Annotated in this window: 25 protein-coding genes and 1 pseudogene; 13 read left to right on the forward strand and 13 right to left on the reverse strand. The window is 74.2% G+C overall.

What is annotated here, in order from left to right; genetic code table 11:
* Positions 1-102: 102 nt before the first annotated feature.
* The gene (locus tag IEZ04_RS29235) at positions 103-1,299 is read right to left on the reverse strand and encodes a macrolide family glycosyltransferase (RefSeq protein ID WP_229821357.1); all 1,197 of its coding nucleotides are present in this window, start codon (positions 1,297-1,299) and stop codon (positions 103-105) included.
* Positions 1,300-1,357: 58 nt separating this feature from the next.
* A complete protein-coding gene (locus IEZ04_RS29240; RefSeq protein WP_189219999.1) occupies positions 1,358-2,011 on the reverse strand; it encodes a CatB-related O-acetyltransferase in 654 nt (217 codons plus the stop codon).
* Positions 2,012-2,117: 106 nt separating this feature from the next.
* Between IEZ04_RS29240 and IEZ04_RS29245 the strand changes: the two genes are divergently transcribed.
* Positions 2,118-2,759, forward strand: coding sequence for a TetR/AcrR family transcriptional regulator (locus tag IEZ04_RS29245; RefSeq protein WP_189220000.1), 642 nt, complete (start codon positions 2,118-2,120; stop codon positions 2,757-2,759).
* Between the two features lie 204 nt (positions 2,760-2,963).
* Here the strand turns inward: IEZ04_RS29245 and IEZ04_RS29250 are convergent, their stop codons facing one another.
* The 8 genes from IEZ04_RS29250 to IEZ04_RS29285 form a co-directional block, all read right to left on the reverse strand.
* Positions 2,964-3,803: a hypothetical protein gene (locus IEZ04_RS29250; RefSeq protein ID WP_189220001.1), complete on the reverse strand. Its 840-nt coding sequence runs from the start codon at positions 3,801-3,803 to the stop codon at positions 2,964-2,966.
* Entirely contained in the window at positions 3,800-4,708 is a 909-nt protein-coding gene (locus IEZ04_RS29255) for an XRE family transcriptional regulator (RefSeq protein ID WP_189220002.1), read from the reverse strand. Before IEZ04_RS29255 ends, IEZ04_RS29250 begins: the two co-directional genes overlap by 4 nt.
* The gene (locus IEZ04_RS29260) at positions 4,705-4,935 is read right to left on the reverse strand and encodes a hypothetical protein (protein WP_189220003.1); all 231 of its coding nucleotides are present in this window, start codon (positions 4,933-4,935) and stop codon (positions 4,705-4,707) included. The genes IEZ04_RS29255 and IEZ04_RS29260 overlap by 4 nt, the downstream gene beginning before the upstream one ends.
* A 1,632-nt stretch (positions 4,936-6,567) precedes the next feature.
* Positions 6,568-7,464, reverse strand: coding sequence for a universal stress protein (locus tag IEZ04_RS29265; protein ID WP_189220004.1), 897 nt, complete (start codon positions 7,462-7,464; stop codon positions 6,568-6,570).
* Positions 7,465-7,554: 90 nt separating this feature from the next.
* Complete coding sequence (locus tag IEZ04_RS29270; protein WP_189220005.1) at positions 7,555-8,457, reverse strand: universal stress protein; 903 nt, start codon at positions 8,455-8,457, stop codon at positions 7,555-7,557.
* 154 nt (positions 8,458-8,611) lie between these two features.
* Positions 8,612-8,947 carry a hypothetical protein gene (locus tag IEZ04_RS35250; protein WP_229821358.1) on the reverse strand — a complete coding sequence of 112 codons (336 nt, stop codon included), beginning with the start codon at positions 8,945-8,947 and terminating at the stop codon, positions 8,612-8,614.
* A gap of 398 nt (positions 8,948-9,345) precedes the next feature.
* Positions 9,346-11,730 (reverse strand): glycoside hydrolase family 65 protein, encoded by a 2,385-nt coding sequence (locus tag IEZ04_RS29280; RefSeq protein ID WP_373296377.1) that lies wholly within the window; start codon positions 11,728-11,730, stop codon positions 9,346-9,348.
* Between the two features lie 2 nt (positions 11,731-11,732).
* On the reverse strand, positions 11,733-12,617 hold the full coding sequence (locus IEZ04_RS29285) for a universal stress protein (RefSeq protein WP_189220006.1): 885 nt from the start codon (positions 12,615-12,617) through the stop codon (positions 11,733-11,735).
* Between the two features lie 199 nt (positions 12,618-12,816).
* On the opposite strand from IEZ04_RS29285, the gene IEZ04_RS29290 reads away from it, so the two are divergent.
* From IEZ04_RS29290 to IEZ04_RS36065, 12 genes and pseudogenes are all read left to right on the forward strand, one after another.
* Positions 12,817-13,332 carry a hydrogenase maturation protease gene (locus IEZ04_RS29290; RefSeq protein ID WP_189220007.1) on the forward strand — a complete coding sequence of 172 codons (516 nt, stop codon included), beginning with the start codon at positions 12,817-12,819 and terminating at the stop codon, positions 13,330-13,332.
* Positions 13,329-15,638 carry a carbamoyltransferase HypF gene (gene hypF / locus IEZ04_RS29295; protein ID WP_189220008.1) on the forward strand — a complete coding sequence of 770 codons (2,310 nt, stop codon included), beginning with the start codon at positions 13,329-13,331 and terminating at the stop codon, positions 15,636-15,638. Before IEZ04_RS29290 ends, hypF begins: the two co-directional genes overlap by 4 nt.
* A gap of 5 nt (positions 15,639-15,643) precedes the next feature.
* Positions 15,644-15,922 carry a HypC/HybG/HupF family hydrogenase formation chaperone gene (locus IEZ04_RS29300; RefSeq protein ID WP_189220064.1) on the forward strand — a complete coding sequence of 93 codons (279 nt, stop codon included), beginning with the start codon at positions 15,644-15,646 and terminating at the stop codon, positions 15,920-15,922.
* A 155-nt stretch (positions 15,923-16,077) separates the two neighbouring features.
* Positions 16,078-17,286 (forward strand): 4Fe-4S dicluster domain-containing protein, encoded by a 1,209-nt coding sequence (locus IEZ04_RS29305; RefSeq protein ID WP_189220009.1) that lies wholly within the window; start codon positions 16,078-16,080, stop codon positions 17,284-17,286.
* Positions 17,283-17,738: a Crp/Fnr family transcriptional regulator gene (locus IEZ04_RS29310; protein WP_189220010.1), complete on the forward strand. Its 456-nt coding sequence runs from the start codon at positions 17,283-17,285 to the stop codon at positions 17,736-17,738. The genes IEZ04_RS29305 and IEZ04_RS29310 overlap by 4 nt, the downstream gene beginning before the upstream one ends.
* Positions 17,735-18,559 (forward strand): FAD/NAD(P)-binding protein, encoded by an 825-nt coding sequence (locus IEZ04_RS29315; RefSeq protein ID WP_189220011.1) that lies wholly within the window; start codon positions 17,735-17,737, stop codon positions 18,557-18,559. The genes IEZ04_RS29310 and IEZ04_RS29315 overlap by 4 nt, the downstream gene beginning before the upstream one ends.
* A gap of 1 nt (position 18,560) precedes the next feature.
* Entirely contained in the window at positions 18,561-19,355 is a 795-nt protein-coding gene (locus IEZ04_RS29320) for an NADH-quinone oxidoreductase subunit B family protein (RefSeq protein WP_189220012.1), read from the forward strand.
* Complete coding sequence (locus IEZ04_RS29325) at positions 19,352-20,692, forward strand: Ni/Fe hydrogenase subunit alpha (RefSeq protein WP_189220013.1); 1,341 nt, start codon at positions 19,352-19,354, stop codon at positions 20,690-20,692. The genes IEZ04_RS29320 and IEZ04_RS29325 overlap by 4 nt, the downstream gene beginning before the upstream one ends.
* A 45-nt stretch (positions 20,693-20,737) precedes the next feature.
* Complete coding sequence (locus tag IEZ04_RS29330; RefSeq protein WP_189220014.1) at positions 20,738-21,403, forward strand: CBS domain-containing protein; 666 nt, start codon at positions 20,738-20,740, stop codon at positions 21,401-21,403.
* The gene (hypD, locus tag IEZ04_RS29335; protein WP_189220015.1) at positions 21,400-22,515 is read left to right on the forward strand and encodes a hydrogenase formation protein HypD; all 1,116 of its coding nucleotides are present in this window, start codon (positions 21,400-21,402) and stop codon (positions 22,513-22,515) included. The genes IEZ04_RS29330 and hypD overlap by 4 nt, the downstream gene beginning before the upstream one ends.
* Positions 22,512-23,546, forward strand: coding sequence for a hydrogenase expression/formation protein HypE (hypE, locus tag IEZ04_RS29340; protein WP_189220016.1), 1,035 nt, complete (start codon positions 22,512-22,514; stop codon positions 23,544-23,546). Before hypD ends, hypE begins: the two co-directional genes overlap by 4 nt.
* Positions 23,547-23,563: 17 nt before the next feature.
* Positions 23,564-24,558 (forward strand): annotated as a pseudogene (locus tag IEZ04_RS36065) (putative PEP-binding protein).
* 60 nt (positions 24,559-24,618) lie between these two features.
* Here the strand turns inward: IEZ04_RS36065 and IEZ04_RS29355 are convergent.
* From IEZ04_RS29355 to IEZ04_RS29365, 3 genes are read right to left on the reverse strand one after another with little or no spacing between them, the layout of a single operon-like run.
* Positions 24,619-25,302, reverse strand: coding sequence for a helix-turn-helix domain-containing protein (locus tag IEZ04_RS29355; protein ID WP_189220017.1), 684 nt, complete (start codon positions 25,300-25,302; stop codon positions 24,619-24,621).
* Entirely contained in the window at positions 25,299-26,393 is a 1,095-nt protein-coding gene (locus IEZ04_RS29360; RefSeq protein ID WP_189220018.1) for an alcohol dehydrogenase catalytic domain-containing protein, read from the reverse strand. Before IEZ04_RS29360 ends, IEZ04_RS29355 begins: the two co-directional genes overlap by 4 nt.
* Positions 26,394-26,444: 51 nt before the next feature.
* Complete coding sequence (locus IEZ04_RS29365; protein WP_189220019.1) at positions 26,445-26,939, reverse strand: flavodoxin domain-containing protein; 495 nt, start codon at positions 26,937-26,939, stop codon at positions 26,445-26,447.
* Positions 26,940-26,946: the final 7 nt, after the last annotated feature.

Raw genomic sequence — 26,946 nt, forward strand, 5'->3', positions numbered from 1 at the left:
TGACGTGCTGATCGCGGCCCCGAACCCGTGACGCCCCACCCCGATCGGTCACCCCGCTCGTGGATGGGGACGGCGCCAGACGGGCGAGGCACGCGGCAGTGTTCAGAGCGCGGGGCCGTCGGCGGTGGCCAGCATGCTTTCGAGGATGTCGGCGGCGCGCGGGGTGCCGCCCTCGGTCCGGGCGGCGGCCTGCAGCTGTTGGGACCGTCCGATGCGCTCCGGATCCGTGACCAGGTCGTGCAGGGCCGCGCGCAGGGTTTCAGCGGTGGCGTCAGCGGTGTCCACGCGGCGGGCGACGCCGAGCTCCACGAGCCGGTCGGCGTTCATGAACTGCTCGGCTCCCTGCGGCACCGCGATCATGGGAACGCCGGCGAGGAGCCCCTCGCCGCAGCCGCCCATCCCGGCGTGGGTGACGAAGGCGTCGGCCTGTTCCAGGATCGCCCGCTGTGGGACCCAGGGGTGCACTTCGACGTTGGACGGGATGGTGCCGAGTTCCTCGATGTCGGTGTACTTGCCGATCTGGAGGACGACGTGCCAGCCGGGCAGGTCGCCGAAGGCGGCGATGCACTGGCGGTAGAACGCGGGCCGGCGGGTGTACGTCGAGCCGAGCGAGATCAGCAGCACACGGTCCGCGGCCGCCGGGCGGGTCCAGCCGCCCGTGTCCGCTCGGGTGTCGAAGCAGGGGCCGACGAAGGTCACCGTGTCGGTGTCGACTCGATCGGCGTGCGGCTGCATCGCTCGCGGGATCAGGGCGAGGGCCCGGGCGGGCGGGCCGGAGAACGTGTCCACGTCCGTGGTGGTCGCACCGCAGTCGGCGAGCCACCGTGCGAACCTGTCCCGGTACGCGTCGGCGCCCGGCAGCTTTCGCAGATGCGCCGCGACTTCCTCCTGGTAGCCGTCCCAGCCGACGAACGTCGGGGACAGCTGCACGAGGGGACGGCCCTGCGCTTCGGCGAGGGCGCGTGCGGCGTAGGCGCCGATGTCGTAGAGGTACAGGTCGGCCGGATCGGCGTCGTAGGCGGCGCGCAGTTGCGGGAGCGCCTGGATGGCGTCGTCGAGGAAGAGGCTCGCCGCGGCGATGGGATCGGCGGGCCAGTCGTTGTCCGCGACGGGCAACGTGGAGGTGCAGGGCACCAGCTCCGCGCCGGCGGACTCGATCCGGTCGGCCACGAACGGGTCGTTGGCGTAGGTGACCCGGTGCCCGCGGGCCACCAGCTCACGGATGAGCGCGAGGCTGGGCAGGACATGGCTGACGACGGGGACGCCGACCATCGCGATGTGGGCGCGGCGACGGGGCATGGGCGATCACTCGTTTCTGACGCGGGACGGGTGCGGGCGGTGCGGCGAGAACGCGGTGTCAGGGCTGGTCGGCCTGTGCGGCGGCCTCCTCCAGGTCGGCGACGGTCCCCGACATGATCGTCCGTACATGCCTGGTGATCTGCTGAACGGGCCAGTCCCACCACGCCACGGCGAGGAGCCGGGCGATGTCCGCGGCGTCGTAGCGGGTGCGGACGAGCCGGGCGGGGTTGCCGCCGACGATGCCGTAGTCGGGGACGTCGCCGGTGACCACGGCGCCGGCGGCGATGATCGCGCCGTGACCGATGCGTACACCGGGCATGACGGTGGCGCCGTGCCCGAACCACACGTCGTTGCCCACGACCGTGTCGCCCCGGCCCGGCAGGTCGGTGATCAGGTCGAAGTGCTCGGCCCAGGAGCCCCCCATGGTGGGGAAGGGGAACGTGGACGGGCCGTCCATGCGGTGGTTGGCGCCGTTCATGATGAACCGCGTGCCCGCGCCCAGCGCGCAGTACTTGCCGATGACGAGCCGCTCGGGCCCGTAGTGGTACAGCACGTTGCGCGTCTCGAACGCGGTCGGCTCGTCCGGATCGTCGTAGTACGAGTAGTCACCGACCTCGATCAGCGGCGACTTCACCAACGGCTTGAGCAGGACGACGCGCGGGTGCTCGGGCATCGGGTGGAGCACGGTGGGGTCGGCGGGGACAAGCGGCATCGGGAAGGCGGTTCCTCTCGGGAGGGCGGGGCCACTACTGCAACAACTGTTGCTTTAAGATGCTGACACAGCCCAGGCACGCGATCAACCGGATATGGGATCCCCGATGACAGACCCGACGGCCATCACGCCGGACCGCCGTCCGGGCGGCCGCACCGCCCGCGTCCGCACCCAGGTCCTGGACGCGGTGCGCGCCGAACTCGCCGAGAACGGTCACGAAGGACTCACGATGGAGGGCGTCGCGACCCGCGCGGGAGTGCACCGCACCACGGTCTACCGGCGTTGGCGCGACGTGGGCGGCCTGCTCGTCGACGTCATCGAGGCCGCCGGTGAGATCGACTGGCGGCCGCCGGACACCGGCTCGCTGCGCGGCGATCTGACGGCCCTCAACCAGGAGATCCAGCAATCCCTGGTCGTACAGCCGTCGTTCGCCGTCGCCCTGATGGCCGCCTCGTTCCACTCCGACCAGGCCGCGCGGGCCCAGACACGGCTATGGGCGGACCGGTATGCCCAGTGCGAGATCGTCGTCGAGCGCGCCATCGCGCGCGGCGAGCTCCCCGCACGGCTCACGGACGCGCGGAGCCTGCTGATCGCCGCCACGGCGCCGCTCTACCACCAGCTGGTGCTCCTGCGCGCCGATCCCGACCCGCAACTGCCGGAACGGGCTGCGGAGGCAGCAGTCCTGGCGGCTGCCGCGGGCGCCTTCTCCGCCCGCCGGAGCGCATGTGATCCCGGCGCTCCCTCCTGACGGTCTGTGATCCTCGTCCAGCTGGTGTGGCCGTGGGCGCGGCGGCCGCCGTCGCGGACGTACATTTCGCCGAGGTCTTCGGCCGGTGCTGTCGCGCAACTGCTGTTCGCTCGCGCCGGTCGTTCGTCGCCGGTGTCGTAGGCGGTACGGCCGGGCTGCTGCCACCTGGTGGTGTCTCACCGATTCAGGTGTGAGGGCGGGGTGTCATGGGGCGTGCCTTCTGGTCGAGGTCTCTGGCTGTTGGGCGCGTTTCTCGTTGAGGCTGCGGATGGCGTGCATGTGCGGGGGGCGGTGGGGCAGGGTTCTGGCCGACGTTTCGCTGTGGCGGGTGGACGGGGTGCTGGCCAGGGTGGCAGCGATGATGATCTCTAGTTGTTCGGCGAAGCCCTCTCCGGGCGTAGGGATCTCGCAGTCGGGATTGAGGTCGTAGCCGCTGGCGACGGCTGCGGCTACGAAGTCGATGACCGCGGCGGTGGTTTCGGTGTGCTTGCGTCGTGTGACGGATGCAAGGCGGCTGAGGACATGCAGAACGGTGGGGATGCTGGTGTTGGCGTTGAGGTCGTAGGTCGGCCGATCGTTCCCGGTGGCGGGTGAGTCCTGCTGGGCTTCGCTACCGGTCTGCTCCTGCCAGAAGGCGGCCGCGTAGACGTCGCCGGACGCGAGGTGGTGCAGATGAAGGCAGTAGGAGGCGGCGGGGTCGCCGGCTCCGGCGGCGTACTGCCACCAGAAGCGTGCGCCGTCGGAGGCGTCGGCGAGCTGCAGGACGCAGCCGAGGATCCAGGCGCCGCGCGGGGCGGGCAGTTGGTCGGTGATGAAGTCGGCGAGCTGGCCGGGTGCGCAGTGGGCGACCGCTGCCTCGCACAGAGCGCGCAGGCGTTGCGCGGCGGCGTCGTCCACCGGATCGTGGCCGTAGCCGTCCCACAGGGATGTGCCCTCACCGGTGGAAGCGGGGTAGGCGGTGTCCTCGTACGCGATGGTGTCTGACGGGACCTGTGGATCCTGCAGCAAGAGGGACTGGGCGAGCAGGTCGTCGATGGCGGTCATCGCGGGGTGATCCCTCCCGGGGCGTCACGTCGGAGGTAGGTGCCTTCCAGTGCCCCTCGGGCATGGTGGTCGAGGGTGTGTGTCATGGCCGGGGTCAGGCCGATGATGTTGGGGATGGCGTCCGGGTGGATGTTGCACAGGTATCGCAGGACGAGGACGTCCATCTGGTCCTGCGGCAGGCGGGCGACGGCGTCGAAGAAGTCGGCCTGCCGGTCGATCTGGGCGAAGCGTGCGTCGAGGTCGTCGATCCGGTTCTGGGCGACCGTGAAGAAGGCGGCGGGACGCAGATCGGGATGTCCGTCGGGGTGGTGCTCGGCGCGCAGCATGACGCGGGAGCGCAGCATGCGCCAGGCATGGCGCGGCATGTTGGAGTTGGACACCGCTTCGTCCCAGCCGAGCCACAGGATGTCGAAGGCCTGCGCGACCACCCATTGGGCACGGCGGTCGGTCTGCAGGAGGGTTCGGGCGTAGGCGGTGTAGGGGTGGCGCATGGCTTCTTTGAAGCCCCGGTGGGCCACGGGTGGCTGCTCCGGTTCCAGCACCTGCACTGCGTGGATGCGCTTGTGGATCCAGGTGTCGTCCTTGTTCGCGTCGCGGGCGGCGGCCGTCCACAGGCGGCGCAGCGGCCAGACGGGGATGTCCAGGGCGCGGACCACGCTGTAGGTGATCTCCCAGCCCGGGTAGTACCCCTTGCCGCGCAGGAGTTCGGATATGCGGGCTTTGGAGTACCCGGATAACTTGACGAGGTCGTCGAGGGTCAGTCCGCTGGCGAAGAACCGGCTGCGCACCGGCTCCAGCCACGCGCGGTGGGTGGCGCCGACATGGTCCTCGATCGCTTCCGGCCTGCGGCCGCGTCGACTCGGCGGTTCTTCGCCGGGCTGTCGGGGCAGGGGCGACGGTGTCATCGCGGCGACTCCTCACACCCGGCTGCTCTGGCAGCCGGCGCCATGTCGGCTGCCGCGTTCCGCCGCGTCTCCGTGCCGGTGAGGACGGCGACGATCTGCTGGACCAGCAGTCCGAGCGAAGGCAGCAGCGCGGCCACCGCCGCGAGATGCCCGAGCACGGTCATCACCGTGCTCCATGCGAAGACCGCCACCAGCACGGCGACGGCCAGCACTTGCCTACTGAGCATTTCACCTTCCATTTCGTCGAAGAAGCAGGTCCGGAAGGCTCTTCTGCGGCGGTGCTGAAGCGCCGCTGAAGAGCCGGACCGCCAGCATGGTCCGTCGACCACCCGCCACTCAACGTGATCATGGAGTTTCGGAACAAATAGACCTGTGTCCTATGCAAGAACGATCGCCAGCCGCTTGGTCCCGGTCACCGTGGGCGGCAAACCATGCCTGAATGAGTACATTTGACGGCTTGAAACGTAGTTCTCCTTGCGGCACCACCGCGGGCATGGCGCACCATGGAAGACGGACGCCTGCCCCGGCGTCGCACCTTCCTGGTCTGGAAGGACACGCGGCCCTCTTGTGCTGAGGAACCACCGGAGAGGACCGCGCCGCTCCCGCCCGGCTCCGAGCCGGGCGGGAGCCGACCCTTCCACCACACGACGCGCCACACGGACATCTCGAGCTCTCGGCTCGTTCCCCGAGCTCTCGGCTCCGCCGGCGCAGGGAAACCCCGGCGGCCACGGGTGCGGTCCAGGAGTTGGAGTCCTGAACCTTCGCCGAACGCGCCCGCCCCCGGCCGCTGTCTCCCAGGGGCGGTACTGCAACGGTGCGGCAACGCGCCGATGGCGGCCTACCGGGCCCAAGGGCCGATGGGAGCTGCTCGATCAACGGCGGTACGCACTGCGCACCACACCCGTACGTGAGATCGGCCATCCCGGCTCCACGCATCCCGGTACAGGCCCCCGACCCCGATCCCGCAGAACGCGGGACAGGCCGCGCCACTCCACCGATCCCGGGGAGCGTGCGGTAGTCGACGGCCTGGGATGAGCGCCTCGTCGAAGATGCTGCTCCTTCGCAGGCTGCCGAAGCAGCACGCCTTCGGTGCCGTGGGCCTCGGGCTTGAGCGGCCGGCCCAGTCGTCGCTGGGCCGGCTCGGCATTCGTGCTCCCCCCGCGCGAGTGTCGGCTCCTTCCCCGGTGGCTCACTCCCCAGCGGGCAGGTTGAGGAGTTCGTCGGGATTGAGGATTCCGTAGACCCGGTGATCACATGCCCGCCCGGACCGGTGACCGCGACGAGCACCGCGTACGGCGTCCCGTCGGCGCTCCGCCAGGAGGGGCAGCGCGGGTCCCGTCCGTCGGAGCCGGGCCGCCAGACAGCCCCGGCGACCAGCTGCGGACAGGTCAGCGGAAGCAGCACCACCACCGCGTGCACCAGCGGTGCGTGCGCGGGCAGTCCCTTGATCTCGACAGGTCCCGTGGTTCTTCCTCCGGCCTTTCGCCGCGCACCCCGCGGCGCACTCCGTCCCCCGACTGCGGACAGCAGACCACCCTCTGTCCCGGCCCGTACGAGTGAAGGGGCGAACGAAGGGACGCTCATGGTGAGTTGTCGACTCAGCGAGCCGTCACCGACCCCGCGCGCGGCGGACGGCCGAGAGGTCACGGCGCGCGGCGGGCCGGACCGGCGGCGTCCTTGCGTTCCCCGTGCAGGACGGCCGTCCGGCGCCGATACTCCTCCTCGTCCCGTCGATGTCGCCGCGGGGCGGCTGGGGCTGGTTGGCCATGTCACTGGGCACGCTCGTCCTCCGGGGACGTCATCGAGGCTCGCCTTCTCGGTGCCACGGCGTACGTCGCGCGTGCCGCTGTGCGCCGTGGTCAGTCGTGCGGGACCAGCGCGACCGGTTCGGTCACCTGGTGGATCAGTGCGTGCGCGACGGGGCCGGTGTGCGGGCCCACCGCGGCCCGGTGCCTGCGGCGGCCCACCACCAGCAGGCCCGCTCCGGCCGCGGCCCGTACCAGGGCATGGACCGGGTGTCCCTCGGCGAGCGTCTCGCGTACGAAGACGTCGGGGTACTTCGCGTGCCACGGTTCGAGCAGGGCTGCGAGGTCGCGTTGCGCCTGCTGCCTGAGGAGCGCGCGCTCCCCGGCGTCCGGCAGGCCCCGCATGAGCGGCACGTGCCAGGCGTGTACGGCCCGCAGCGGCGCCCGGCGCAGGGCGGCGGCATGGAAGGCGAAGTCCAGCAGGTCGTCGCAGGGGCGGCCGGTGTCGACGGCGACCGCGACGTCGCGGCAGGGCGTGTGGGGCGACGGCTGCCCGGAGGCGTCCGGCAGGTGTTCCCGTGCCGCCGTGTCGCCGGCACGGACCAGGACCACCGGGCGCCGGGCACGGGCCGCGACGGCCGTGGCGACCGAGCCCGACAGGATGCCGCGGACACCGCCCGGGCCACGGCTGCCGATGGCCAGCAGCTCGGCGTCGTCCGCGGCGGCGAGCAGCGCGGGAGCGGGCCGCATCCGTATCCGGTCCGCGGCGATCTGCAGCTGCGGATACCGCTCGGTGAGTTGTCCGGCCGCGGCGTGCAGCACGTGGCGCGCGTGCTCCCGCGGCACGCGCAGCTCGGGCAGGGCCGGCTCGGCGCCGTCGTCGGGCAGTCCCTCGCCGGCGTGCACCAGACGCAGCGGCAGCTGTCGGCGCAGGGCTTCACGGGCCGCCCAGTCGGCCGCCGCGACGCTCTGGCGTGAGCCGTCCAGCCCCGCCACCACCGGCCTGGTCATGGTTCTCACCTCCGCTGTCGTTGCGATGTCGGGTGCGGTGTCCGTTGTGGTGTCGGTGCGGGGCGCGTTCCGTACGTGCCGCCGCGGCTCTCACACGTGGGGGACGACGGCCACGGGGCAGCCGACGTGCTGGAGCGCGGCGTGCGTGACGGGACCCGTGCACGGGCCGGTGGGCCGTTCCGTCAGATGGCGCCCGAGCACCAGGAGGCTCGCTCCGGTCGCGGCCCGCAGCAGTGCGTTCGGCGCCCTGTCCGCCACCGCGGTCGCCAGGACCTCCACCTCGGGATACTTGTCGTGCCACGGCTGGAGGACGGCGGACAGGAACCCCTGCCACTCCCCCGCCCGCCGCGGCGGGTCGAGCAGGGCGACGTCGCCGGGGCCGAGGCCGAGCGGGCCCGGCGCGCGGAAGGCGTGCACGGCCCGCAGCCGCGCGCGACGGAGCCGTGCCGCCTCGAAGGCGAACCGGATCACCTCGTCGCACGGATCGCCCAGGTCGACGCCGAGCACCACGTCCCGGTAGCCGGTGCGCGAGGAGGGAGTCCCGTCCTCCGCGGGGAGATGTTCGTCCACCGCGTCCTCGCCGGCTCGTACGAGGACGACGGGGCGCGTGGCCCGGGCGACCACGCCGAGGGCCACCGAGCCGACCAGGAAGCCGGTGAAGCCGGTCAGCCCGCGCGAGCCCAGCACCAGCAGTTCGGCCTGCTCGGCCGCCTGCACCAGGGCGGCCGTGGCCGGGCCCTCGACCTGCGTGGCGGCCGGCCGTATGCCGGGGGCCGCGCTCCGGGCCCGCGCCTCCGCCTCTCGCAGGACACGGCGCGCCGAGGAGTGGCGCGCGGCCCGCGCCGCCTCGTCATGGTCCGGGCGAGGGCGCCAGTTCTCCGCGTGCACCAGCATCAGCGGCCGCTCGCGGCGCGCGGCCTCGCGGGCCGCCCACTCGGCGGCGGCCAGGCTCTCGGCGGATCCGTCGACTCCTGCGGCAACGGGCTCCAGCATGGCGTGCACCCCCCAACGTCGGGTTCATCCCCGCGAGGACATCCTCGCGCCGCACGCGGTGCACGGGGAGGGACCGTCAGGCCTTCGTACCGGGGCCGACCGGCCCGGGGCCCCGCGAGTTCCGCCGGCCCGGGCGGCAGGCCGGCGGGAGGTCTCACCGAACGGACGTGGACGTATGGCCGTCCATGGTCAGCGGTCGGGGCTCGCGCGCGCAGCGGTGCGCGCCCACGCCGAACCCGGCGTCCGGTGCGGACAGCCACTGGTGCGCGAAGCCGCGCGCCTCCAGCCACTCACAGATCCGTGGTACCAGGTCAGGAGTCCTACGGTGTCGGGTCCACACGAGCACACCGCCCTTCCGGCACAGCTCGGTGCAGTGGTCCACGGTGGTCTCGCCGTCCTCGTCGGTGATGTTGCCGAACACCCCGCACATCAGGACCAGGTCCGCGGGGGCCATGCCGGCGTAGAGATGCGTCGACGCCGCGTCTCCCACGGCCACCTCGACCCGCTCGGCCCGGCAGCCTCGGCCGCCCGCCGCGCCACCGCAGCGTTGCGCGGGTCCGGTCCGACCGAGCGGGCGCGCACGTCAGCGGCTCTCGGGTGCTGCGACAGCGCACCTGTCAGGTCTCGTCCCTGCCCACCGCACACGCTGATGACCCTGGCCGGGCCCGGTGGGCAGGTGTCCAGGGCCTCACCGACACGTTGCCGGACGACACGCAGCCGTCGCCCCAGGGGGGAGCCCGTCCGGTCGTAGTCGCCGTGCCAGGCATGCCGGTCCATGGCCGAACGCCACGAGACCGCCTCACCGCACGCATTACCCGGCTTTCCGTCGACGCGCCCGGACGGGCCGGGTCCCGGCGTCGGGGCCGGTTCCGCAGCGCCTTTCACTCCTCACTCGGGCAGCATCAGGAGGCACGTCCGTCCCGGCCGGACGCAGACCGCGCGGTCCGGCAGCCGGATGTCGACCGGCGCACGGTCGGACGACGGCACGGCGATCTCCATCTGGCCGCGCTCCAGCCGCAGCCGTATCCCCCAGTGTCCCCGGTAGCGCAGGCAGACCTCGTACGCGGACAGCTCCGGCAGGGGCACGGGGTCGAGCCAGAGGGCGCCGTGCCGGGTCTCCATGCCGGTCAGTCCGCGCTGGACGAGGTCGAGGGTGCCGGCCATGGCACCCAGGTGGATGCCCTCGCCGGTGGTGCCGCCCTGTACGTCGGCGATGTCGCCGCGCAGCGCCTCCTGGCAGAAGGTCCAGGCCTCCGCGCGCCGGGCGCGGGCCAGGACCCAGCCGTGGACCAGGCCGCTGAGCGTGGAGCCGTGGCTGGTGCGGGCCAGGTAGTGGTCGACGGTGCGCCGCCAGGTCCCCTCGTCGAGCCGGTGGCCGAGCCGGGCGAACAGTCGGCGCAGTTCGGCCGGGGCGAAGAGGTAACCGAGCATCAGGACGTCGGCCTGTTTGGACGCGCGGTAGCGGTTGGAGGTGTCGCCCTCGGCCTCCAGGATGCGGTCCAGGCGCCGGATGTCGCCGTACGTCTTCCGGTAGCCGTCCCAGTCGAGTTCGGCCAGGTCGCCGTAGCCGGCGAACTGGCTGATCACGCCCTCGTGGAAGGGCACGTGCAGAGTGCGGGAGACGGTGTCCCACCGGTCGAACTCGGCGTCGTCCAGGCAGGTGCGTTCGGCGAGTTCGCGGCGGCGCGGCTCGGGAAGGGTGCGGAGCAGGTGCAGGGTGCGGTGGAGCACCCAGGCGGCGGTGACGTTGGTGTACGTGTTGTCGTCCAGGCCGGGCCGGTCCGCGCCGGGGTAGGCGTCGTGGTACTCGTCCGGGCCGACCACCCCGCGGATGCGGTGCCGCCCCAACTGCTCGTCCCAGGTGGCCGAGTCCGCCCAGAAGCGGGCGATCTCCAGCAGCATCTCGGCGCCCGCGGTGTGCAGGAACTCGGTGTCGCCGCTCGCCTCGCAGTACCGCACCACGTTGTACGCGACCGCCGAGCCGACGTGGTGCTGGAGGTGGGAGTGGTCGGGCAGCCAGCGGCCCGAGCGCGGGTTCAGATGGAGCCGCTGGCTCTCCTCCCGGCCGTCGGTGCCGCTCTGCCACGGGTACATCGCGCCCTTGCGGCCCGCCTCCCGGGCCGCGGCGCGGGCCCGGTCCAGACGGCGGTGGCGGTAGCGCAGCAGCGCGCGGGAGACCTCGGGGAAGTGCAGGTTCAGGTAGGGCAGGACGAACAGTTCGTCCCAGAAGACGTGGCCGCGGTAGGCCTCGCCGTGCAGGCCGCGGGCCGGCACGCCGACGTCGAGGTCGGCGGTGTGCGGGGAGAGGGTCTGCAGTACGTGGAAGAGGTGCAGGCGCAGGATGCGGCCCGCTTCCCCGGGCACGCGCAGTTCGGCCCGGCGCCACAGCAGGCCCCAGGCCGTCCGGTGCGAGGCCAGCAGTTCACGGAAGTCCGGCGCCGCGCCCGCCCGGTCCACGGCGGCCTGCAGCGGGTCGCTGATCGCCGTGTCGCGCGAGGTGTGCAGGGCGACGGTCTTGTCGACGGTGACGGGCCGCCCGGGTGGCAGGGGCAGGCGCAGTCGCTGGACGGCGCGCGAGGGCTCGGGGGCGTCCTCGGCCGGCGCCCGGGCCGTCAGCCGGGCGGCCATGCCGATCCGGATGTCCGAGGTGCGGGTGCGGCAGCGCAGCCACACCGTGCCGGGCGCGGCGGTCCCGGTGTGCACGTGGGTGAGGTGGCGGCCGTCCAGGTCGCGGTAGCGCGGCACTCCGGCGTTGGTGACGTTCCCGTCGAGCGCCGCCTCGATCTCCAGCTCACCGGCAGCGGAGGAGCCCTCGGCCGTGAACTCGGTACGCAGGGCGGCGAGGTGCGGGTCGGCCATGTGGACGAGACGCTGCTGCCGCACGGACAGCGCCCCTCCCCCGCCGATGCCGTACCGGGTGCGGCGCTCCAGCAGTCCGGAGTCCAGGTGGAGGATCTGGTGGTGGCCGAGGACGGTCGCCGTGTCCGGGGTGAGCCACCGGCCGCCCGTGAGGCGGAAGCGCAGCGGCAGCCAGTCGGGCAGGTTGACCAGGTCCTCGTTCTCCACCCGGCGGCCCGCGACGTGGGAGGTGAGCCGGTCGTAGCAGCCGGCCGCGTACGTGCCCGGGTAGTGCACGTCGTCCGCGGCGCACTCGGGCAGCGCCCCGCGGGTGGCGAAGTATCCGTTGCCCAGCGTGCACAGCGACTCCCGCAGCCGCTCCTCCGCGGCACGGTAACCGTGGTACTCCCAGGTCCGGTCCGTCGCCACGGTCACGCTCACACGCGCTGCGGCACGACGGCCACGGGGCACTGGGCGTGGTGCAGGAGGGTGTGGGCGATCCGGCCGAGCTGGAGGCCGACGTGGCCGTGCCGGCGCCGTGCTCCGACGACGACGAGGTCGGCGGCGGCCGAGCGGTGGACCAGGACCTTGCGGGCGGGCCCCTCGACCGTGGTCCGGTCCACCTGCACGCCGGGGTGGTCGGCGAGGGGGCCGCGGAGCAGCTCGTCCAGGCGGGTGCGGGCCTCCTCCTCGTGGTGCCGGGCCGGTGGTTCGGCGAGTGCGGGCACGTCGGCGGCGGTCTCGTACGCGGGGCAGCGCCAGGTCCGGACCGCGTCGAGGGGGCAGCCGCGGGCCTCGGCCTCCCGGAGGGCGAAGCGTGTCGCGTCCTCGCTGGTGGCGGGGTCTCCGGCACCGAGGAGGACGCGCCGGTGGGTGCCGGCCAGGCCGGGCCGGTCGCCGCGGACGACGACGACCGGGCAGTGCGCGCGGGCGGCGACGGCCAGGCCGACGGAGCCGAGCAGCAGTCCCGCCAGCTCGCCGCGGCCCCGCGACCCGGTGATCAGGGCGGTGGCGTTGTCGCCCGCGTCGAGGAGGGCGTCCGCCGCGGCGGCCGGGACGATGTCGGTGGAGAGCTTCACCTCGGGGTTGCGGCGCCGGGCGCGCTCGGCGGCGGAGGCGACGATGTGTTCGGCCATCACCTGCTCGGCGGGGCGCTGGGGACTGTACGACGGCACCATGCCCTCGTAGCGTTCCCAGAGGGAGGCGTACACGAGTCGCAGCGGGAGACCGTGCCGGGCGGCCTCGTCCACCGCCCAGTCCACCGCCGCGAGGCTGCCGTCCGAGCCGTCGACGCCCACGACCAGGGGCAGTTCCAGCGTCATCGTTCCCCACCGCCTCGTCGTCGGGCCGTCCGCGGTCTCGTTCCTCTCCCACCGTGGGCCCGGCGGGCGGCCGGGCGCGAGGGGCTGTTCGGCCCCGGCCGGGGACGTTCGGCCCCTGCCGCCGCGCGTCCGTCGGCGCCCAGGGTGAGCGCACAGCCCTGTGTGCTGTGCGAAGCATGCGAGGTGAAGGAGCGAGGCCATGGACGGGGCTTCCGGGATCGTCGTCATCGGCGTCGGGAACGAGTTCCGTCACGACGACGGGGTGGGCTGTGCCGTGCTCGCGCGCCTCGCGGAGCGCGCCGCCGGGCGGCCACCGCTGCCACCGCTGCCGCCCGGCACCGTGCTGACGGCCTGCGACGGCGATCCGGCGCGGCTGCTGGGGCTGTGGGAGAACGCCGGGCTCGCGGTCGTGGTCGACGCCGCGCGCGCCGAACCGTCCCGCCCCGGCCGCGTCCACCGGCTCGTCCTGGACGCCGCGCGGCCGGGCCGGAGTGCCACGGCGACCAGCTCACACGGGCTGGGCCTGGGCGACGCCGTCGAACTGTCCCGGGTCCTGGGCCGGCTGCCGGACCGGCTCGTGGTGTACGCCGTCGAGGGCGCCGACCGGTCGCCGGGCAAGGGCCTGTCCGCCCCGGTGGCGGCGCGCGTGGACGCGCTGGCCCGCGATGTCGTGGAGGAGGCCGTACGGTACGACGCGGGTGCGGAGGGGTCGTGAAGGGCCGGCGTGTGACCCGGCGCATCGAGGTGTTCGGCCGCGTCCAGGGCGTCGGCTTCCGGCCCTGGGTGCACCGGGCGGCGACCGGGCTCGGGCTGGACGGATGGGTCCGCAATGTCGACGGCCATGTCGAACTCGCCGCCGCCGGCAGCCCTGGCGCACTCGACGAGCTGGTGCTGCGGCTGCGCGGGCATCCGCCGCCGCTCGCCGTCGTCCGCCGGGTACGGGTGACGGACTTCCCCGGTGAGGAGACGCCCGCCGGCAGCGGGTTCGCCGTCGTGCCCAGCCGGGCGGACCCGGCCGCCGCGCCGCGGGAGATCCCGCCGGACGCGGCCGTCTGCGACGCGTGCCTGCGCGAGCTGCTCGACCCGCACGACCGGCGCCACCGCCACCCGTTCATCAACTGCACCGACTGTGGTCCGCGCGCCACCATCGTCGAGGACCTGCCCTACGACCGCGAGCGCACCACCATGCGCCGCTTCCCGCTGTGCCCCGCCTGCGCGGCCGAGTACGCGGACCCCGGCGACCGGCGCTTCCACGCCGAGCCGCTGGCCTGCCCGGCGTGCGGCCCCCGGCTCGCCTGGGACGGCCTGACCGGGGAGGAGGCGCTGCGGGCGGCGGTGGAGGCGGTCGCGAACGGCGGCATCGTCGCGGTGAAGGGGCTCGGCGGCTACCAGCTGGTGTGCGACGCCACCGATCCGGCGGCGGTGGCCGCGCTGCGGCAGCGCAAGCGCCGGCCCGCCAAGCCGTTCGCCGTCATGGCGCGCGACCTCGACGCCGTCCGGCGCCTGGCGTACGTCGGCCGTACGGAGGAGGCCGTGCTGACGTCGCCGCAGCGGCCCGTCGTCCTGCTGCGGGCGCGGCGCGCCGGAACGCCGGTCACCCCGCAGGTGCGTCCCGGCACCGGGCGCGTCGGCCTGTTCCTGCCCACCACCGGGCTGCACCACCTCCTCCTGCGCGCGCTGGACCGGCCGCTGGTCGTCACCAGCGGCAACCGCGCCGACGAGCCCATCGCCACGGACGACACCGAAGCCCGGCGCGTGCTGGGCGCGGTCGCGGACGGCTTCCTCACCCACGACCGGCCCGTCCGCGCCCGCTACGACGACTCCGTCGTCCACGTCGTACGGCGCGACGTGCTCGTGCTGCGGCGGGCGCGCGGGTACGCCCCCGCGCCCCTGGTGCTGCCGGTTCCCGCTCCGCTCCCGCTGGTGGGGGCCGGTGCCCAGCTCAAGCACGCGTTCGCGCTGGCCGAGCACGGCCGGGCCCATCTCGCGGCACACACGGGAGACCTGGCGGACGCGGCGACGTACGACGCCTTCGAGGCCTCCTACGCGCACCTGAGCCGCCTCACCGGAATCGTCCCGCGGGTGGCCGCCCACGACCTGCACCCCGGCTATCTGTCCACGCAGTGGGCGCGCGCCGGGCCCTTCGAGCGCCGGGTCCCGGTGCAGCACCATCATGCGCACGTGGCCGCCGTCGCCGCCGAGCACGGCCTGACCGGGCCGTTCGTCGGCGTCGCCTACGACGGCCTCGGCGTCGGGGACGACGGCACGCTGTGGGGCGGTGAGGTGCTCGCCGCCGACCTGACGGGGTACCGCCGCGTGGGGCGCTTCGCGCGGGCGCCGCTGCCCGGCGGCGAGGCCGCCGTCCGGCACCCCGCGCGGATGGCGCTCGGCTACCTGTTCGGCGCGGAGCCGCTGGGCGCCCCGCCGCCCGCGCCGTGGCTCACCCGGCCGTTCACCGACCGCCTCGACCCGCATCTGACGCCTCTGGTGCGGGCCGTGGTGGAGCGCCGGGTCAACTGCCCGCCGGCCTCCAGCGCGGGCCGGCTGTTCGACGCGGCGGCGAGTCTGCTCGGTCTCGGGGACACGGTGTCGTACGAGGGGCAGGCGGCCGTCGCCCTGGAGAGCGCCGCGGGCGGCCTGCGGGCCGGTGCGCTGCCGTGGCGGCTGGTGCGGGTGGACGGTCTGTGGGTGTACGACCCCAGCACGACCCTCACCGCCCTCCTCGAAGGGCTCGTGGACGGCACCCCGGTGCCGCGTCTCGCCGCCGCCTTCCACACGGCCGTCGCCGAGGTCACCGCCGCACTGGTCGAACGGGCCGTGGCCGACGGCGCCCCGCCCACCGTGTGCCTGGGCGGCGGCTGCTTCCAGAACCGGCGCCTGCTGACCGACGTGCGGCGGCTGCTGCGCGCGCAGGGGCTGCGGGTCCTGACGGGCCGTGCGGTCCCGGTGAACGACGGCGGCATCGGTTACGGGCAGGCGGCGGTGGCGTCCGCCCTGCTCGCCGAGGACAGGAAGGGGTGAGCGCGATGTGTCTGGGCATTCCCGGCCGGATCCTCGACGTCCGCGACGACGCGGGCCTGCGGATGGGCACGGTCGACTTCGGCGGCGTACGCCGGGAGGTGTGCCTCGCCTGCACGCCGCGGGCGGGCGTCGGCGCGTACGTCGTGGTGCATGTCGGTTTCGCCATCACGGAGGTCGACGAGGCCGAGGCCGCGCGCACGCTGGAGGTGCTGCGGACCATGGCGGACACGGTGGCGGGTGAACTGGGGGAGCCGCTGCCGGTTCGTCCGGGAGCGCCCGGCTGAAGGGTCGGCTCCCCCGGCCGGCGGGGTTCCGGCGGCTTCGAGGCCGATGAGGGCCGTTCGGCCCTTGGCCGGGTCCGGTCAGCCCGTGGTGCCCGGTGCCGGGCGGGCCCATGCTGGAGTCGGCAGCCTTCCGGCCCCTTTCTCGGGAGGGCACGATGTCGGACCGCCGCACGACCGCCGTCCTGGCGCGGACCGGGCTCGACGCCCTGGTCCAGGCCCTGCGCGCACGGGGGCGCACCGTCGTCGGGCCGACCGTGCGGGACGGCGCCGTGGTGCTGGCCGAGCTCTCCTCGGCCGAGGAGCTGCCCTTCGGCTGGGGCACCCGGGTGGAGGCGGGCCGCTACCGGCTGGTCCGCCGCGCGGACGGCGCCGCCTTCGCGCACACCGCGGGACCGCAGTCCTGGAAGACCTTCCTGCACCCCGGGCGGGAGAAGCTGTGGGACGCCGACCGGACGGCCGACGGGCAGCTGTCGGTCACCGAGGCGCCTCGTGCGCACATCTCGTACGCCTTCCTGGGCGTGCGCCCCTGCGACCTGCGGGCCGTCGCGGTCCAGGACCGGGTGCTGGCCGGGGGCCGCTACCGGGACCGCGGCTATCAGGAGCGGCGGACGGGAGCGCTCCTGATAGCCGCCGAGTGCACGGAACCGGGCGCCACCTGCTTCTGCGTCTCCATGGGCGGCGGGCCGGGCGCCGACGCGGGCTTCGATCTCGCCCTGACCGAGGTCGTGGACGAAGCCGGTCACCGCTTCCTCGTCCGGGCGGGCAGCGACGCCGGGGACGAGCTCCTCGCCGAGGTGCCCCACCGGCCGGCCGACCCGGAGACCAAGGCCGTGGCCCGCGGCGCGGTGGATGCCGCACGGGAGCGGATGGGCCGGGCCATGCCGCCCGTCGACCTGCGCACGCTGCTGGGCGACAGCCTGGAGGCGGACCGCTGGGACGACGTCGCCGCCCGCTGCCTCACCTGCGGCAACTGCACGATGGTGTGCCCCACCTGCTTCTGCACCACCACCGAGGAGGTCACCGACCTCACCGGCGACCACGCCGAGCGGTGGCAGCGCTGGGACTCCTGTTTCGACCTGGACTTCTCCCACCTGCACGGCGGCCCGGTCCGCGCCTCGGCCCGCAGCCGCTACCGGCAGTGGCTCACCCACAAACTCTCCACCTGGTACGAGCAGTTCGGCAGCTCCGGCTGCGTGGGCTGCGGCCGCTGCGTCACCTGGTGCCCGGTCGGCATCGACATCACCGAGGAGGCCGCCGCCCTGCACGACGAGCTCGCCGCCCGGCTGCGGCAGGACGGGCAGCGCGGACGGGGCGCTCGAGGCGTTCGGGACGTTCGGTACGAGCGGAAGGAGCCGGAGCGATGACCTCCACCACCCTGGCCGCGGCCCTCCCGGCCGAGCACCGCGAGCGGCTGATGCGGCTCGCCCGCGAGGTCTCCTTCCCGGCGGGCGCCCGCCTGTTCGAGGAGGGCCGGCGCGCCGAACGGTTCTGGATCGTGCGCACCGGGACGGTCGTGCTCGACGTGCACGTCCCCGGCCGGCGGGCCGCCGTCGTGGAGTCGCTGGGGCACGGGGAACTGGTGGGCTGGTCCTGGCACGTCCCGCCGTACGTGTGGCACCTGGGCGCGGAGGCGCTGAGCCCGGTGCGGGCGTGGGAGTTCGACGCGGCAACCGTGCGGGAGCTGTGCGCGCGGGACGCCGCGTTCGGCCGCGCGGTCGCGGAGTGGGTCGGCCGGGTGGTCGCCGACCGGCTGCGCGCGGCGCGGATCCGGCTGCTCGACCTGTACGGGCCCTGCGGCAGCGGGAGCCGGCCATGACCGAGGTGCCCCTGCCGTACCGGGTGACCCGGGTGCACCGGGAGACGGCCGACACGGTCACCCTCGCCCTCGTGCCGGCCGGTCCGGCGGCGTCGGCGCCGTTCGTTCCCGGCCAGTTCGCCATGGTGTACGCCTTCGGGGTCGGGGAGATCCCCGTCTCGGTGTCCCGCATCGGCCGCCGGACGCTCCACCACACGGTCCGCTCGGTCGGCGCGGTGTCGGCGGCGCTGTGCGCGCTGCGGCCGGGTGCCCGGGTCGGGCTGCGCGGCCCCTTCGGCACCGGCTGGGAGCTCGGCCGGGCGGCCGGGCAGGACCTCCTGGTGGTCGCGGGCGGCATCGGGCTGGCCCCGCTGCGGCCGCTGGTGCTTCAGGCGCTCGCCGCCCGGAGCCGTTACGGGCGGCTGAACCTGCTGGTCGGCGCCCGCACCCCTGGTGACCTGCTGTACGCCCGGCAGCTCCGGTCCTGGACGGCGCAGCGCGCTCTGCGGCACTGCGCGGTGACCGTCGACCGCTCCGCGGACGGGGACGGCTGGTGGGGTCACGTGGGCCTGGTCACCGCCCTGCTGAAGCACGCCGCGTTCGCGCCGGAGAACACCACGGCGTTCCTCTGCGGTCCTGAGGTGATGATCCGGGCGACCGCCCGGGACCTGCTGCACCGGGGACTGCCTCCGCGGCGCGTGCGGGTGTCGCTGGAGCGCAACATGCGCTGCGCCACCGGACACTGCGGGCACTGCCAGCTCGGCGGCGTCCTGCTGTGCCGCGACGGCCCGGTGATCGGCTGGGACCGGGCTGAAGCCCTGTGCTCCGTGAGGGAGTTGTGACATGACCGCTCCGTCACCGGCCGCGCCCACGCTCGCGGTGTTCAAGCTGGCGTCCTGCGACGGCTGCCAGCTCACCCTGCTCGACTGCGAGGACGAGCTCCTCGCCCTCACCGGGCGCGTCGGGATCGCCCACTTCCTGGAGGCGTCCGGCGCGGTCGCGCCCGGTCCGTACGATCTCGGGCTGGTCGAAGGGTCGGTCACCACGCCGGACGACGCCCGGCGGATCCGGGAGATCCGCGCGCGGTGCCGGGTGCTCGTGACGATCGGCGCGTGCGCCACCGCCGGCGGCATCCAGGCGCTGCGGAACTTCGCCGACGTCGAGGAGTTCCGCCGTACGGTGTACGCCCGGCCCGACTACATCGAGACCCTGGCCACCTCCACGCCCGTGTCGGCCCATGTGGACGTCGACTTCGAGCTGCGCGGCTGCCCGATCGACCGCGGGCAGCTGCTGGAGGTCCTCACCGCGTTCCTCGCCGGGCGCAGGCCCGACGTGCCGGACCACAGCGTGTGCTTCCAGTGCAAGCGGCGCGGCACGGTGTGCGTCACCGTCGCCCACGGCACGCCCTGCCTCGGGCCGGTCACCCACGCCGGGTGCGGGGCGATCTGCCCGGCGTACGGGCGCGGTTGCTACGGCTGCTTCGGGCCGTCCGGGTCGGTGAACCTGCCCGCGTCGATTCCGCTGCTGCACCGCGACGGGCTGGAAGACCGCGCCACGGAGCGTCTTCTGCGGACGTTCAACGCCGCTGCCTTCGACGGGCTCGACGCATGCCACGAGGACGAGGAGGTACGGCCGTGACGCACCGGGGTTCCCGCGTCCTGCGCGTCGGCTCGCTCGCCCGGGTCGAGGGCGAGGGCGCCCTGCTGCTGCGGGTGGCCGGCGACCGGGTCGAGGAGGCGCGGCTGCGGATCTACGAACCGCCGCGTTTCTTCGAGGCGTTCCTGCGCGGCCGGGCGTACACCGAGCCGCCCGACATCACGGCCCGGGTGTGCGGGATCTGCCCGGTGGCGTACCAGATGAGCGCCTGCGCGGCGGTCGAGGACGCCTGCGGGGTCGCCGTCGGCGGGCCGGTCCGTGACCTGCGCCGGCTGCTGTACTGCGGCGAGTGGATCGAGAGCCACGCCCTGCACATCTACCTGCTGCACGCGCCCGACTTCCTCGGCTGTGACAGCGCGATCGACCTGGCCCGCGCCGACCGGGCCGCCGTGGAGCGGGGGCTGCGGCTCAAGCAGGCGGGCAACGCGCTCCTCGAACTGCTCGGGGGCCGTGCGATCCATCCGGTCAACGTGCGTCTCGGCGGCTTCCACCGGGTGCCCACGCCCGCCGAACTGCGCCCGCTGGCGGAGCGGTTGCGCCGGGCCGCCGACGACGCGTGGGAGACCGTGCGCTGGGTGGCGGGCTTCGACTTCCCCGAGGCGGCCGTGGACGCCGACCTGCTTGCCCTGGCGGCCCCGGACACGTACGCCGTCGAGCACGGCACCCCGGCTGTCCTGCGCACCGACGGCACCCGCACCGCCTTCGCCACGCGGGACTTCCTCGACCACGTCCGCGAGGAGCAGGTGCCCCACTCCACCGCGCTGCACTCCCGGCTCGACGGGCGGCGTCATCTCACCGGTCCGCTCGCCCGGTTCGCGGTCAACGGGCACCTGCTGTCGCCCACCGCGCTGCAGGCGGCCCGCGAGGCGGGGCTCGGTGCCCCGGCCGGAACCACGGAGGAGACCGTGTGCCGCAATCCGTACCGGTCGATCCTGGTGCGGGCGGTGGAGGTGGTGTACGCCGTGGACGAGGCGCTGCGTCTGATCGCCGCGTACGAGCCCCCGTCCCGTCCGTACGCCGAGGTACCGCCCGTCGCCGGTACCGGCCACGGCGCGACCGAGGCACCGCGCGGCCTGCTCCACCACCGCTACCGGCTGGACGGCGACGGCACCGTCACCGACGCGCGCATCGTGCCGCCCACCGCGCAGAACCAGGGCGCCATCGAGGACGACCTGGCCCGTGCCGCGCAGGCGGCCCTCGACGGAGGCGGCGCGAGCGACGAGGAGCTGACGCGGCTGTGCGAGCGGGCCGTCCGCAACCACGACCCGTGCATCTCCTGCTCCGCCCACTTCCTCGACCTCACCGTCCTGCGCACCTGACGACCGAAGTCAGCGGAGACCCGGAATCACCGGAGGTGAACGACCATGCGTGGCAGCCCGCACATCGTGAGTGACGTCATGACGCACACCGTCGTGGCGGTCGGCCGTGACGCCCCGTTCAAGGACATCGTCAGGCTGATGAGGCAGTGGAAGGTCAGCGCCCTGCCGGTGGTGGCCGGGGAGAGCCGGGTGATCGGGGTCGTCTCCGAGGCCGACCTGCTGCCCAAGGAGGAGTTCCGGGGCAGCGACCCGGACTGGTTCACCCAGCGCGAGAGGCTGTCGGACCTGGCCAAGGCGGGCGCGGTGACGGCGAAGGAGCTGATGAGCACCCCGGCCGTCACCGTCCACGCCCGCTCCACCCTCGCCCAGGCCGCGCGCATCATGGCCCACCGCAGGGTCAAGCGGCTGCCGGTCGTCAACGACGAGGGTGTCCTGGAGGGCATCGTCAGCCGGGCGGACCTGCTCAAGGTGTTCCTGCGGGCCGACGAGGAGCTCGCCGAGGAGGTCCGGCGCGAGGTCGTGGCGCACCTCTTCCCCTCCTCCGCCGACCCCGTCCGCGTGGAGGTGCAGGACGGTGTCGTCACCCTCACCGGCCACGTCCGGGACGGCTCCCTCGTGCCGGTCGCGGCCCGCCTGATCCGCGGTGTCGAGGGGGTCGTTGACGTCGAGTTCGACCTCGCCGGGGGGTCGGCCCGGGGTGGACCACGGTGAAGTACCTCGACGAGTACCGGGACCCGGCCCTCGCCCGGCGGCTCCTCGACGAGCTGCGCAGCACCGCGACCGAGCCGTGGCGGATCATGGAGGTGTGCGGCGGCCAGACCCACACCCTGGTCCGCCAGGGCATCGACGAGCTGCTGCCGGCGGGCATCCGCATGATCCACGGTCCGGGCTGCCCGGTGTGCGTCACCCCGCTGGAGGTCCTGGACCGGGCGATGGCCGTCGCCGCCCGGCCCGGGGTGATCCTCACCAGCTTCGGCGACATGCTGCGGGTCCCGGGCACGGACACCGACCTGCTGTCGCTGCGGGCGCGCGGCGCGGACGTGCGCGTGGTCTACACGCCGATGGACGCGGTGCGCCTGGCGGCCGAACGCCCGGACCGTGAGGTGGTGTTCCTCGCGGTCGGCTTCGAGACCACCGCACCCGCCGACGCCATGGCCGTGCTGCACGCCGCCCGCCTGGGCCTCGCCAACTTCTCGATGCTGGTCAGCCACGTCCTGGTGCCGCCCGCCATGACCGCGCTGCTGGACGACCCCGGCTGCGAGGTGCAGGCGTTCCTCGCGGCCGGGCACGTGTGCGCGGTGACGGGCTGGCGCGCGTACGAGCCGATCGCCGCCCGCCACCGCGTGCCGGTCGTGGTGACCGGGTTCGAGCCGCTGGATCTGCTGGAGGGCATCCTCATGGCCGTGCGGCAGCTGGAGTGCGGCCGGTACGCGGTGGAGAACCAGTACGTGCGGGCCGTGCGCCGGTCCGGCAACGCGGCGGCGCAGGAGGCGGTGCGCACGGTCTTCCGCGTCACCGACCGGGCCTGGCGCGGCATCGGGAAGCTGCCCGCCGGCGGGCTCGAACTCGCCGCGCCGTACGCGCGGTTCGACGCCGCCCGCCGTTTCGACGTGGGCGGCCTGAACCCGGCCGAGGACCCGTCGTGCATCGCGGGCCAGGTCCTCACCGGGGCCCGGCTGCCCACCGACTGCTCCGCGTACGGCACCCGCTGTACGCCCCGCCGGCCGCTCGGCGCGCCGATGGTGTCCGCCGAGGGCACCTGCGCCGCCTTCCACGCGGCCGGACGCACGAGGGAAGCCGTGACGGAAGGGCCGACGCCATGACCGCCGTATGCCCCACACCGCACCACGAGGACGAGGTCGTCCTGCTCGGCCACGGCGCCGGGGGCCGGCTGACCGCCGAGCTGCTGGACACCCTCGTGCTGCCCGCGCTCGACGGTCCGGACGGTCCGCTGGAGGACGCGGCACTGCTGCCCGGCCACCCGGACCTGGTGGTCAGTACGGACGGGTTCGTGGTCAGCCCGCTGTTCTTCCCCGGCGGCGACATCGGTTCCCTCGCGGTGCACGGCACGGTCAACGACCTCGCCATGCGCGGTGCCCGGCCGGTCGCCCTGTCGGTGGCGCTGATCGTGGAGGAGGGGCTGCCGCTGTCCGAACTGCGGGCGGTGGCCGCGTCGCTGGGCAAGGCGGCCCGTGACGCGGGGGTGCCAGTGATCGCCGGGGACACCAAGGTCGTGGGCCGCGGCGCCGCGGACCGGATCTTCATCACCACCACCGGTGTCGGGCAGCGCCGCCTGGGACTGCGTCCCTCCGTGGCGCTCGCCCGTCCGGGCGACGCCGTGCTGCTGTCCGGCCCGGTCGGACTGCACGGCACCACGGTCCTGTCCACCCGCGAGGGGCTGGGCTTCGACAGCGACATCGCCTCGGACAGCCGTCCCCTGCACGAGCTCGTGGCCGCCCTGGCCCCACTCGGCGGGCAGATACACACGCTGCGCGATCCGACCCGGGGCGGACTCGCCGCCGCGTTGAACGAGATCGCGCGCGCCTCGTCCGTCGCCGTCGAGATCGAGGAGCGGGCCGTTCCCGTGCCCGGGGCGGTCGCCGCCGCGTGCGACCTGCTCGGCCTCGACCCGCTGATCGTCGCGAACGAGGGCTGCCTGGTCGCCTTCGTCGACGCCGCCGCGGCCGATGAGGCGCTGACGGCCCTGCGCTCCCGCCCGGAGGGCGCGCAGGCCGCGCGGATCGGCGAGGTGCTCCCCCACGGGGCGCGAGGGCGGGTGACGCTGCGGACCCTGGTGGGCGCCCGGCGCGTGCTGGACATGCCGCTCGGGGAGCAGTTGCCCCGCATCTGCTGAGGTCCGGGCGGACCACCGTGATCAGTGAGGAGCTCGGCACGGCCCGTCACGTGTACGACTTCGCGCAGGGCGGCCGTGACCTGGCCGGTCTGCTCGGCGGCAAGGGCGCGAACCTCGCCGAGACGACCCGGCCGGGGCTGCCGGTCCCGCCGGGGTTCGTCATCACCACCGAGGCGTGCCGGGCCTTCCTCGCCGCCGGCACCGAACCGCGGGGCATGTGCCAGGAGGTGTCCCGGCATCTGTCGGCCGTGTCGAGGCCGACGCCGGGCGGCGGCTGGGGCAGCCCGACGGTCCGCTGCTGGTGTCCGTGCGTTCCGGGGCCCGGTTCCCCATGCCCGGCATGACGGGGACGATCCTCGACGCCGGCCTCGACGACGGCCCCGTGCTGGGCCTGGCCAAGGTTTCGGGCAACGAACGCTTCGCCTGGGCCTCCTACCGGCGGCTCGTCCAGATGTTCGGCAGCACGGTCTGGGCGTCGACGCGACGCTGTTCGACCGGATCATGACGGAGTCGGGCGTTCCCGTGCGCCGCCCGATCGGCGCGATGATCGAACTGCCCCGGGCCGCCCTCACGGCGGGCCGGATCGCCGAGCAGGCCGACTTCTTCTCCTTCGGCACCAACGACCCCACCCAGACCGTCTGGGGCTTCTCCCGCGACGACGTCGAGGCGGCCTCCTTCTCCGCCCACCTCGACAAGGGTCCGCCTACCTCGACAAGGGTCCGCCCACCTCGACAAGGGCGTCTTCGCCGCCTCGCCATCCGAGACGCTCGACCGCGGGGGCGTCGGCCGCCTGGTCGGGACCGCCGTCGCCGAGGGCCGCGCCGCCCGCCCCGGCCCGACCATCGGCGTCTGCGGCGAGCACGGCGGCGATCCCGACTCCGTGCACTCCTTCCACGCCGCCGGCCTCGACTACGTCTCCTGCTCGCCGTTCCGCGTCCCGGTCGCCCGTCTGGAGGCCGGCCGGGCCGCGTGCGGTGGTGCGGGCAGGGAGGCGACGGGCGACACGAGGTGACCTGTACGCGACGCACCCCATGGGGCACGGGTGGGTGCAGGTCCGGGAGGGCCCGTCGTATCAGACCGTGATCCGGCGCCCGCTGACGACGGCCGGCTCGATGAGCAGCCACTGTTCCCGGCGGCCGCCCGCCCAGGGTTCGCTGTACGCACGTTCCGCGAGCCGGGCCGTGACGGCGGGGTCCGTCACGGCCCGCGCGGGGCCGCGCACCAGCACGCTCCAGCCCTGGCTGAACGCCTCGTCGATGTGGTCGACCTCGAAGGCGACCTGGCGGCCGGCCGCCTGCGCGGGTGTCCCGCCGGGCGCGGTGCGCAGGACGATCGCGCCGTCGAGGACGCTGTAGTTGACGGGCACGATCACCGGTCCCGGGCCGTCCGGAGCCGTGGCCACGGCGAGGCGTCCCACTCCGTGGGTCGACAGCAGGGCCCGGCACTCCGCCTCGGTCAGCTCGGTGACGTGGGGTGCGCGGGCCGCTCGTCCGAGACCCGGTGGCAGCTCGACATCGCCTCCGGCCAGGTGCTTCACCGTGGTCTCGAGCGCTCCGGCCAGCCTGAGGAGGACGGCCGTGCCCGGGGACGCGGCCGGCTGTTCCTCCAGGTACCGCAGGAAGGTCGTGGCCATACCCGCCCGGGCGGCGACCTCCTCCCGGGACAGGACGAGTTCCGTGCGGCGCCGGGCGATCCGGCGCCCGAGGTCGCCCGCGGGGTGAGCCGGCGCGGCGTACGACGACGGCTGGTCGGTCATGACCCGTCACCTCCTTCCGTCGGCTTCCCCTCGAAGGGGACGATCTCGTGCTGTTCCCCGCCGAGCACGACCTTCAGCGCGCCGGTGTCGGCGGCCCGGGCGAAGACGTCGTACGCCTCCTCCATGCGCTGCAGCGGAAAGGTGTGTGTCACCAGTTCTGCGGTGGGCAGCCAGCCGGCCGCCGCCATCCGCAGCAGGGTGGGGGTGGAGTACGTGTCCACCAGGCCCGTGGTGAGGGTGATGTTCCTGTTCCACAGCTCTTCCAGGTGCAGGGGTGCGGGCCCGCCGTGCACGCCGACGTTGGCGACGTGCCCGCCGGGCCGCACGATGCGTGTGCACAGCTCGAAGGTCTCCGGCGCGCCGACGGCCTCGACGGTCACGTCCGCGCCCAGTCCGCCGGTGAGGTCCGCGATCAGCTGTTCGGGGGCCTCCCGGGCGTCCGCCACCGCGTCCGCGCCGAGGCGCCTGGCCGCGTCCAGCCGTGCGGCGGCGAGGTCCACGGCGACGATCCGCTCCGGTGCGAACAGCCGGGCGGCGGCGACGACCGCGAGCCCGATCGGCCCGGCGCCCACGACGGCGACCGTGTCGCCGGGCCGCACCCGCCCGTTGAGCACGCCCACCTCGTAGGCGGTCGGGAACACGTCGGCCAGCAGCACCGCTTCCGCGGCGTCCAGGGCGGCGGGCAGCGGGTGCACGGAGAGGTCGGCGTGGGGCACGCGGACGTACTCGGCCTGGGTGCCGTCGATCAGGTGGCCGAGGACCCAGCCCCCGCCGCCCCGGCACTGGCCGTACACGCGCTCCCGGCAGTACCGGCAGCGGCCGCAGGCGGTGATGCAGGAGACCAGGACCCGGTCCCCCGGGCGCACCGTGCGCACGTCACCGCCGATGTCGACGATCTCCCCGACCGCCTCGTGTCCCAGCACGGTGCCGGGGCGCACCTCGGGCACGTCCCCGTCGAGGATGTGCAGGTCCGTGCCGCAGACGGTGACGGTGCCGACGCGCACGATCGCGTCGGTCGCCTCCTTGATGCCGGGGTCCGGGACGTCCTCCCAGGCGGAGTGTCCGGGGCCGTGGAAGACATGACCCTTCATCGCCCGTCCCTTTCTCTCGTCAGCTCGTCAGTTCGTCAGCTCGTCAGCTCGTCAGCTCGTCAGTTCCTTGCCGATCCGCGCCGCCCACGCCTCGATCCGGTCGAAGTCGCGGAAGTCCCCGCCCTGCCCGCTGCGGAGGATCAGGCGGGCGAGCCACCCGTGCGCGCCCTCCCGCAGGCAGCCGCCGAAGGTGACGTGCTCCCGCGGGCCGAGCCGGACCATGGCCTTGTGCACGTCGGGCACGGGCGGGATGTCCCGCGCGGACGCCAGGGCGTCGAGCGGGCCGCTGCTGAAAAGCCACAGCGGGCGTGCGGCCAGGTCCTTGCGGTGGTGGTGGACGAAGCGGCGGGCGTCCTGGTGCCAGCGGCCGGCGTACAGTGCGCCGCCGACCACCACGGCGTCGTACGCCGCCACGTCCTCGACGGACCGGGCGTCCCGCGCTTCGGCCGTCAGCCCTTGTCCGCGCAGGACACCGGCGACGGTCTCGGCGATCTGCGCGGTCGACCCGTTCGTCGTTCCGTAGGCGACCAGCACGTGCGTGGGCATGACGCTT

It is taken from the genome of Streptomyces ruber, assembly GCF_014648075.1.
GTDB classification, from domain to species: Bacteria; Actinomycetota; Actinomycetes; order Streptomycetales; family Streptomycetaceae; genus Streptomyces; species Streptomyces ruber.

Excerpts from the sequence above, each read along its gene's own strand:
- IEZ04_RS29235 (WP_229821357.1), bottom strand. The coding sequence starts at position 1,299 with ATGCCCCGTCGCCGCGCCCACATCGCGATGGTCGGCGTCCCCGTCGTC.
- IEZ04_RS29240 (WP_189219999.1), bottom strand. The coding sequence starts at position 2,011 with ATGCCGCTTGTCCCCGCCGACCCCACCGTGCTCCACCCGATGCCCGAG.
- IEZ04_RS29245 (WP_189220000.1), top strand. The coding sequence starts at position 2,118 with ATGACAGACCCGACGGCCATCACGCCGGACCGCCGTCCGGGCGGCCGC.
- IEZ04_RS29250 (WP_189220001.1), bottom strand. The coding sequence starts at position 3,803 with ATGACCGCCATCGACGACCTGCTCGCCCAGTCCCTCTTGCTGCAGGAT.
- IEZ04_RS29255 (WP_189220002.1), bottom strand. The coding sequence starts at position 4,708 with ATGACACCGTCGCCCCTGCCCCGACAGCCCGGCGAAGAACCGCCGAGT.
- IEZ04_RS29260 (WP_189220003.1), bottom strand. The coding sequence starts at position 4,935 with ATGCTCAGTAGGCAAGTGCTGGCCGTCGCCGTGCTGGTGGCGGTCTTC.
- IEZ04_RS29265 (WP_189220004.1), bottom strand. The coding sequence starts at position 7,464 with ATGACCAGGCCGGTGGTGGCGGGGCTGGACGGCTCACGCCAGAGCGTC.
- IEZ04_RS29270 (WP_189220005.1), bottom strand. The coding sequence starts at position 8,457 with ATGCTGGAGCCCGTTGCCGCAGGAGTCGACGGATCCGCCGAGAGCCTG.
- IEZ04_RS29285 (WP_189220006.1), bottom strand. The coding sequence starts at position 12,617 with ATGACGCTGGAACTGCCCCTGGTCGTGGGCGTCGACGGCTCGGACGGC.
- IEZ04_RS29290 (WP_189220007.1), top strand. The coding sequence starts at position 12,817 with ATGGACGGGGCTTCCGGGATCGTCGTCATCGGCGTCGGGAACGAGTTC.
- IEZ04_RS29300 (WP_189220064.1), top strand. The coding sequence starts at position 15,644 with ATGTGTCTGGGCATTCCCGGCCGGATCCTCGACGTCCGCGACGACGCG.
- IEZ04_RS29305 (WP_189220009.1), top strand. The coding sequence starts at position 16,078 with ATGTCGGACCGCCGCACGACCGCCGTCCTGGCGCGGACCGGGCTCGAC.
- IEZ04_RS29310 (WP_189220010.1), top strand. The coding sequence starts at position 17,283 with ATGACCTCCACCACCCTGGCCGCGGCCCTCCCGGCCGAGCACCGCGAG.
- IEZ04_RS29315 (WP_189220011.1), top strand. The coding sequence starts at position 17,735 with ATGACCGAGGTGCCCCTGCCGTACCGGGTGACCCGGGTGCACCGGGAG.
- IEZ04_RS29320 (WP_189220012.1), top strand. The coding sequence starts at position 18,561 with ATGACCGCTCCGTCACCGGCCGCGCCCACGCTCGCGGTGTTCAAGCTG.
- IEZ04_RS29330 (WP_189220014.1), top strand. The coding sequence starts at position 20,738 with ATGCGTGGCAGCCCGCACATCGTGAGTGACGTCATGACGCACACCGTC.
- hypE (WP_189220016.1), top strand. The coding sequence starts at position 22,512 with ATGACCGCCGTATGCCCCACACCGCACCACGAGGACGAGGTCGTCCTG.
- IEZ04_RS29355 (WP_189220017.1), bottom strand. The coding sequence starts at position 25,302 with ATGACCGACCAGCCGTCGTCGTACGCCGCGCCGGCTCACCCCGCGGGC.
- IEZ04_RS29360 (WP_189220018.1), bottom strand. The coding sequence starts at position 26,393 with ATGAAGGGTCATGTCTTCCACGGCCCCGGACACTCCGCCTGGGAGGAC.
- IEZ04_RS29365 (WP_189220019.1), bottom strand. The coding sequence starts at position 26,939 with ATGCCCACGCACGTGCTGGTCGCCTACGGAACGACGAACGGGTCGACC.